Here is a 6,203-nt window from a genome sequence, read left to right on the forward strand (position 1 = left end):
GCTGCTGGTGGTGCACCGAACGGAAGGCAAGGGAGTCTTCGTGACCATCGCACCCGAGGGCCGTCGACTGCTGCGCGTCGAGGCGCGCAACGCCGAGACGCCGATCGAGCGCAAGCCCGAGTGGATCCGGACGACCGCGAAGATGGGTCCCGAGTACACCAAGCTCCACTCGATGGTGAAGACCGAGGGACTGCACACGGTCTGCCAGGAGGCCGGCTGTCCCAACATCTTCGAGTGCTGGGAGGACCGCGAGGCCACCTTCCTCATCGGCGGTGACGTCTGCACCCGCCGCTGCGACTTCTGCGACATCGCCACCGGTCGCCCCGAGGCCCTCGACCGCGACGAGCCGCGCCGCGTCGCCGAGTCCGTCGCCCAGATGGGTCTTCGCTACTCCACCGTCACCGGCGTCGCGCGTGACGACCAGCCCGACGGTGCCGCCTGGCTCTACGCCGAGACGATCCGCCAGATCCACGCCAAGAACCCCAACACCGGCGTCGAGATCCTCCCTCCCGACTTCGGCGCCAAGCCCGAGCTCGTCGGCCAGGTCTTCGACGCACGACCCGAGGTGTTCGCCCACAACCTCGAGACCGTGCCCCGCATCTTCAAGCAGATCCGTCCCGCGTTCACCTACGACAAGTCGCTCAAGGTCCTGTCGATGGCGCGCGAGGCCGAGCTCRTCACCAAGTCCAACCTCATCCTGGGCATGGGCGAGGAGGACCACGAGGTGGAGCAGGCGATCCGCGACCTGCACGACGCCGGCTGCGACATCCTCACCATCACGCAGTACCTCCGGCCGTCCAAGCTCCACCACCCGATCGACCGCTGGGTGAAGCCCGAGGAGTTCGTGCACTGGAGCGATGTCGCCCAGGAGATGGGCTTCAAGGGCGTCATGGCCGGGCCGCTGGTCCGCTCGTCCTACCGCGCCGGACGCCTGTGGGCGACCGCCATGCGCAAGTGGGGTCGTGACATCCCCGAGCACCTGCAGCACCTCGCCGACGCCGCCGGTGACCCGGCTCGCCAGGAGGCCTCCTCCCTCCTCGCCGCACGCCAGCCGGGCGCGTTGGGCGCCCCCGCCTGACACCCGTATCCTGACCCTCATGGCCCGCAAGGAAACGCAGCAGTCGGACACGCCCAAGAAGCCGGGCCGGTTCGCCCAGATCCGCCAGGTCTTCACGGCCTCGCGCAAGGCTGACCCGACGATCCCGTGGTGGATGCTGCTCGCGTTCCTCGCCGTGATCGCCGTCGGCGTGAGCATCGGCGCCCTGCTGGGTCACTGGAAGTACGCCCTGTTCCTCTCCGTGCCCGTGGGTCTGCTCGCGGCCACGCTCGTCCTCTCGCGGATGGCGGAGCGCGCGGCCTACCGCTCGCTCGAGGGCCAGCCCGGGGCGGCTGGTGCGGCCCTCGGCGCCCTGCGTCGGGGCTGGTTCTACGACCAGCAGCCGGTGGCCGTCGACGGCGCCCGCGGCACCCGCCCCGAGGACGTCGCCGGAGCGGCCTTCGTCTACCGCGCCCTGGGTCGTCCCGGCATCGTCCTCATCGGCGAGGGCCCTGATGCCCGCCGCACCAAGCTGCTCACCCAGGAGCGCAAGAAGGTCGAGCGCGTCGCCCCCGGCGTGCCCGTGACCTCGGTCGTCGTCGGCGACGGCGCCGACCAGGTGCCGATCCGCAAGCTCGGCAGCAAGATCACCCGCATGAAGCCGGTCCTCACCAAGGAGGAGGTGTCGGCAGTCAACAAGCGGCTCAAGTCGCTCGGTGGCCTGCGACCGCCGATCCCCGCTGGCATGGACCCGAACAAGGCCCGCGTCGACCGCAAGGCGATGCGCGGGCGTTAGTCCCCACCGACGCCGGTCCTAGCCGGAGGCGCGTTCGACCAGCGAGGTGTCGAGCACCCGCTGCTCGGGAGCCGACACTCCCCCGGCGCTGATCTGCGCGAGCAGCATCGTCGCCATCTCGCGGCCGAGCTGCTCCATGGGCTGGTGCACCGTCGTCAGGGGCGGGTTGGCGACGGCTGCCAACGGGCCGTCGTCGAAGCCCACCAGCGCCACGTCCTGCGGCACGCTGCGACCCGCCTCGCGCAGGACCCGCAGCGCGCCCAGCGCCATGAGGTCGCTGGCCGCGAACACGGCGTCGATGTCGGGGCGCCGCTCCAAGAGGGCGGTCATCGCCGCTGCACCGCTGACCTCACTGAAGTCGCCGACCTCGATCAACGACTCGTCGACCTCGCGACCCGCGGCGACCAGAGCCTCGCGGTAGCCGTCGAGGCGGTCGCGACCGGCGATCATGTCCTGCGGACCGGCGATGAGGGCGACCACCGTGCGACCACTCGACACCAGGTGCGTCACCGCCTCACGGGCGCCGCCGGTGTTGTCGACGTCGACGTAGCTCAGCTCTCCGGGCTGGCCCGGTCGGCCACACAAGACGATGGGCAGGCCGCGTCCCTGGATCCGGCTCGGCAGGGTGTCGGCGTCGTGGGCCGAGAGCATCAGCACGCCGTCGACGTGCTGGGGCGTCAGGTAGGTGTCGAGGCGGTCGACCTGCTCGCGGGTCTGCACGAGGGCCAGCACGAGCTGCCTGGATGCCTCCCCCACGACGGTGGTGATCCCCCGGACCACCCCGGCGAAGAACGGCTCCCCGAAGATCCGTTCCTCGGGCTCGCTGATCACCAGCGCGATGGCGCCGGTCCGTCGGGTCACGAGGGCGCGCGCCGCCATGTTGGGCACGTAGCCGAGCTCGTCGACTGCTCGCATCACCCGCACTCGGGTGCGCTCCGAGACCTGCGGTGACCCGTTGACGACCCGCGACACCGTGCCGCGGCCCACGCCGGCGCGGGCCGCCACCTCCTCGAGGGTCGRCTGGCTGCCGGTGCCGGTGCTCACGAGCTGTGCCTCATGGGGTCAGTATTGCGTGCGGTCACCGGCGAGGAACGCGGCATACCAGCGTCCGCTGTCCTTGACCGTCCGCTCCTGGGTCTCGAAGTCCACGTGCACGATGCCGAACCGCTTCGCATAGCCCTCGGCCCATTCGAAGTTGTCCATCAGCGACCAGGCGAAGTAGCCCGTGAGGGGCACTCCCGCGGCCACCGCGCGCGCCGCCGCCTCGAGGTGGCTGGCGAGGAAGTCGATCCGCTGCGGGTCGTGGATCGACCCGTCCGCGCCGACCTCGTCGTCGAAGGCGGCACCGTTCTCGGTCATCACCAGCGGGATGTCGCCGTAGTCGCGGGTCACGCGGGTGAGGATGTCGAAGAGCCCGTCCGCGTCGACCTCCCAGCCCATCGCCGTGGTGGGCAACCCGCGGTCGGTGAAGTCGACGAGGCCCGACCCGGGGAACGCGCCCGGCGCCACCACGTGCCGGGTGTAGTAGTTCACCCCGAGGAAGTCGAGCGGGGCGCTGATGGTCTCCAGGTCGCCCTCCGCCACGAACGCGAGGTCGCTGACGTGAGCGACGTCCTCGACGACGTCCTTGGGGTAGGAGCCACGCAGCACCGGGTCGAGGAACCACCGGTTCGACAGCCCGTCGATGCGCCGCACCGCGTCGTCGACACCGTGCCCGTCGTGGGCTCCCGCGACGGGATAGAGGTTGAGGGTGATCCCGACCTGCGCGTCAGGGACCCGATCGCGGATCGCCTGCACGGCCAGCCCGTGCCCGAGCATCAGGTGGTGCGACGCGGCCAGGGCGTCGGCACCGTCTGCACGACCGGGCGCGTGCCGGCCGCTGCCGTACCCGAGGAAGGCCGAGCACCAGGGCTCGTTGAGGGTGATGAAGTGCTTCACCCGGTCGCCGAGGGCGTCGGCGACGTGCGCGGCATACTCCGCGAAGCGGTATGCCGTGTCTCGCGCCGGCCAGCCGCCCAGGTCCTCGAGGGGTTGCGGCAGGTCCCAGTGGTAGAGCGTCGCCCAGGGCGTGATGCCCCGCTCCAGCAGGCTGTCGACCAGGCGGCTGTAGAAGTCGACCCCCGCCTCGTTGACCGGACCCGAACCCGTCGGCTGCAGCCGCGGCCACGCGATCGAGAAGCGGTAGGCGTCGACCCCGAGGTCCTTCATGAGGTCGGCGTCCTGCTGGTAGCGGTGGTAGTGCTCGACTGCCACGTCTCCGTTGTCGCCGTCCACCACCCGTCCCGGCGTGGCCGCGAAGGTGTCCCAGATGGACGGCCCGCGGCCACCCTCCGACGTCGCTCCCTCGATCTGGTAGCTCGACGTGGCGACGCCCCAGGCGAAGTCGTCGGGGAAGTCGCTGCGCGACACCTGGCTGTGCACCTGACTGCGGTGGATCGGCATGGTCATCCTTTGACTCCGCCCTGCATGATGCCGCCGATGATCTGGCGACCGAACACGATGAACACGATGACGAGCGGCAGGGTCCCGAGGAGGGTCCCGGCCATGACCAGGGCCTGGTCGGTGTAGTAGCCGCCGGAGAGACGGGACAGCGCGACCTGCACCGTCGGGTGCTCGGCGTCGAGCGTGAGGTACGGCCAGAGGAAGTCGTTCCAGCGCTCCATGAAGGTCAGCAACCCGAGCACAGCGGCGGCCGGGCGCAGGATCGGGAAGACGACCGAGAAGAAGATCCGGAACGTCGACGCCCCGTCGACCCGGGCTGCCTCGATCAGCTCGTTGGGGATGGCCTGCGCGGTGTACTGCCGCATCATGAAGACCCCGAACCCGCTCACGAGGAACGGCAGCAGCGCCGACGGCAAGGTGCCCGCCAGTCCGAGCTTGCCCATGAGCATGTAGAGCGGCACGAGACCCAGCTGGACAGGGACCATCATGGTGCCGATCACGAGGAGCAGCAACGCATTTCGTCCGCGGAACCGCAGCTTGGCGAAGGCGAAGCCGGCCAGTGCGGACAGCACCACGACCGACACCGTCGCGACTCCGGCGACGAGCACGGAGTTGACCATGGCCTGGCCGAACATCACGTCCTGGTTGGCGAAGACCCTCGAGACGTTGGTGCCGAGCTGGTCGCCGGGAGTGAGCGGCGGTGGCACGGAGGTGATGTCGCTGTTCGGCCGTGAGGCCATCACGACCATGTAGTAGAGCGGCCCGGCGGAGAGCAGGACGGAGATCGCCAGGCACAGGTAGACGAGCTTGCCGGCCGGCGTGGCGCCACTGCTCTGGGCCGCGAGCCGGGCCAGCGAGCGACGCCGCCGAGGGCTGGGGGTCTCGACGACAGGGACGACGACCTGCGGCACGGCGGCGGGGAGCTGGATCTGGGTCATCGTCGCCTCACTCCGCCGACCGGATGCGCCGCAGCAGCAGCACGTTGACGGCGGAGAAGACCGCGATGAAGAGGAAGAGCACCCACGCGATGGTCGCGGCGTACCCGAACCGTTGGCCGGTGAAGGCCTGCTGGATGAGGTACATGGCTGCGGTCTGGAACTGACCGGTGGTGCCGCCACCGATGGAGTTCGCCCCGGGGTTGAACAGCAGCGGCTCGGTGAAGAGCTGGGTGCCGCCGATCGTGGCGACAACCGAGACGAAGATCAGCGTGGGGCGCAACATCGGCACGGTGATGGACCAGAACGTCCGCCACCCGTTCGCCCCGTCGATGCGTGCGGCCTCGTAGATCTCGGTGGGCACCGACTGCAGGGCGGCAAGGAGGATCAGGGCGTTGTAGCCGGTCCAGCGCCAGTCGACCATGGTGGAGATCGCGACCCAGGACGACCAGCGGTGGTCCTGCCACGCGATGGGGTCGACCCCGACGTGCCCCAGGATCCAGTTGAACAGCCCGAAGTCCCGGCTGAACATCATCGTGAAGATGATCCCGACGGCCGCCACCGACGTGACGTTCGGGAGCAGGATGCCCATCCGCCACCACGTCGCCCCGCGCAGCCGCGAGTTGAGCATCTGGGCCAGCACCATCGCGAGGACGAGCTGCGGGACGGTGGCCACGACGAACATCCCGAAGGTGTTGAGCATCGCGTTCCAGAAGTCCTTGTCCTGCATCAGCTCGGTGTAGTTGCCGAGGCCGACCCAGCCCTGGTCACCGGCGAGCAGGCTCCAGTCGTGCGTCGAGACCCAGGCGGTGTAGAGCAGGGGGAACAGGCCGAAGATCCCGAACAGGATGAAGAACGGCGAGACCATCGCGTACGGCGACAGGCGGGTGTCGGCTCGCCGGAGCCGTTGCCGCCAAGCGGTCGTCGGCGGTGCTGCGCCGACGGCGTGGTCGGGCGTGGTGGTGGTCACGGCTCTCCCTCGGTGGGTGCTGTC

6 protein-coding genes are annotated in these 6,203 nt (G+C 69.8%); 2 read left to right on the forward strand and 4 right to left on the reverse strand.

The window, feature by feature from the left end; all coding sequences use genetic code 11:
• Nucleotides 1–40 precede the first annotated feature (40 nt).
• Both lipA and AC1DX8_RS19970 read left to right on the forward strand, forming a co-directional pair.
• Nucleotides 41–1,078, forward strand: a complete 1,038-nt coding sequence (lipA, locus tag AC1DX8_RS19965) for a lipoyl synthase (protein WP_477631701.1) — start codon at nucleotides 41–43, stop codon at nucleotides 1,076–1,078.
• Between the two features lie 19 nt (nucleotides 1,079–1,097).
• Nucleotides 1,098–1,832 (forward strand): DUF4191 domain-containing protein, encoded by a 735-nt coding sequence (locus tag AC1DX8_RS19970; protein ID WP_056920710.1) that lies wholly within the window; start codon nucleotides 1,098–1,100, stop codon nucleotides 1,830–1,832.
• Between the two features lie 18 nt (nucleotides 1,833–1,850).
• On the opposite strand, the gene AC1DX8_RS19975 is transcribed toward AC1DX8_RS19970, so the two are convergent.
• The 4 genes from AC1DX8_RS19975 to AC1DX8_RS19990 all read right to left on the reverse strand — a co-directional run.
• Nucleotides 1,851–2,876, reverse strand: a complete 1,026-nt coding sequence (locus tag AC1DX8_RS19975) for a LacI family DNA-binding transcriptional regulator (protein ID WP_477631702.1) — start codon at nucleotides 2,874–2,876, stop codon at nucleotides 1,851–1,853.
• Between the two features lie 18 nt (nucleotides 2,877–2,894).
• Nucleotides 2,895–4,280 (reverse strand): GH1 family beta-glucosidase, encoded by a 1,386-nt coding sequence (locus AC1DX8_RS19980; RefSeq protein WP_477631703.1) that lies wholly within the window; start codon nucleotides 4,278–4,280, stop codon nucleotides 2,895–2,897.
• Entirely contained in the window at nucleotides 4,277–5,212 is a 936-nt protein-coding gene (locus AC1DX8_RS19985) for a carbohydrate ABC transporter permease (RefSeq protein WP_477631704.1), read from the reverse strand. The genes AC1DX8_RS19980 and AC1DX8_RS19985 overlap by 4 nt, the downstream gene beginning before the upstream one ends.
• Nucleotides 5,213–5,219: 7 nt before the next feature.
• Nucleotides 5,220–6,203 (reverse strand): carbohydrate ABC transporter permease (locus tag AC1DX8_RS19990; RefSeq protein WP_477631705.1); only part of this gene is annotated, 984 nt, incomplete at its 5' end.

The organism is Pedococcus sp. P2_A3 (assembly GCF_056405035.1).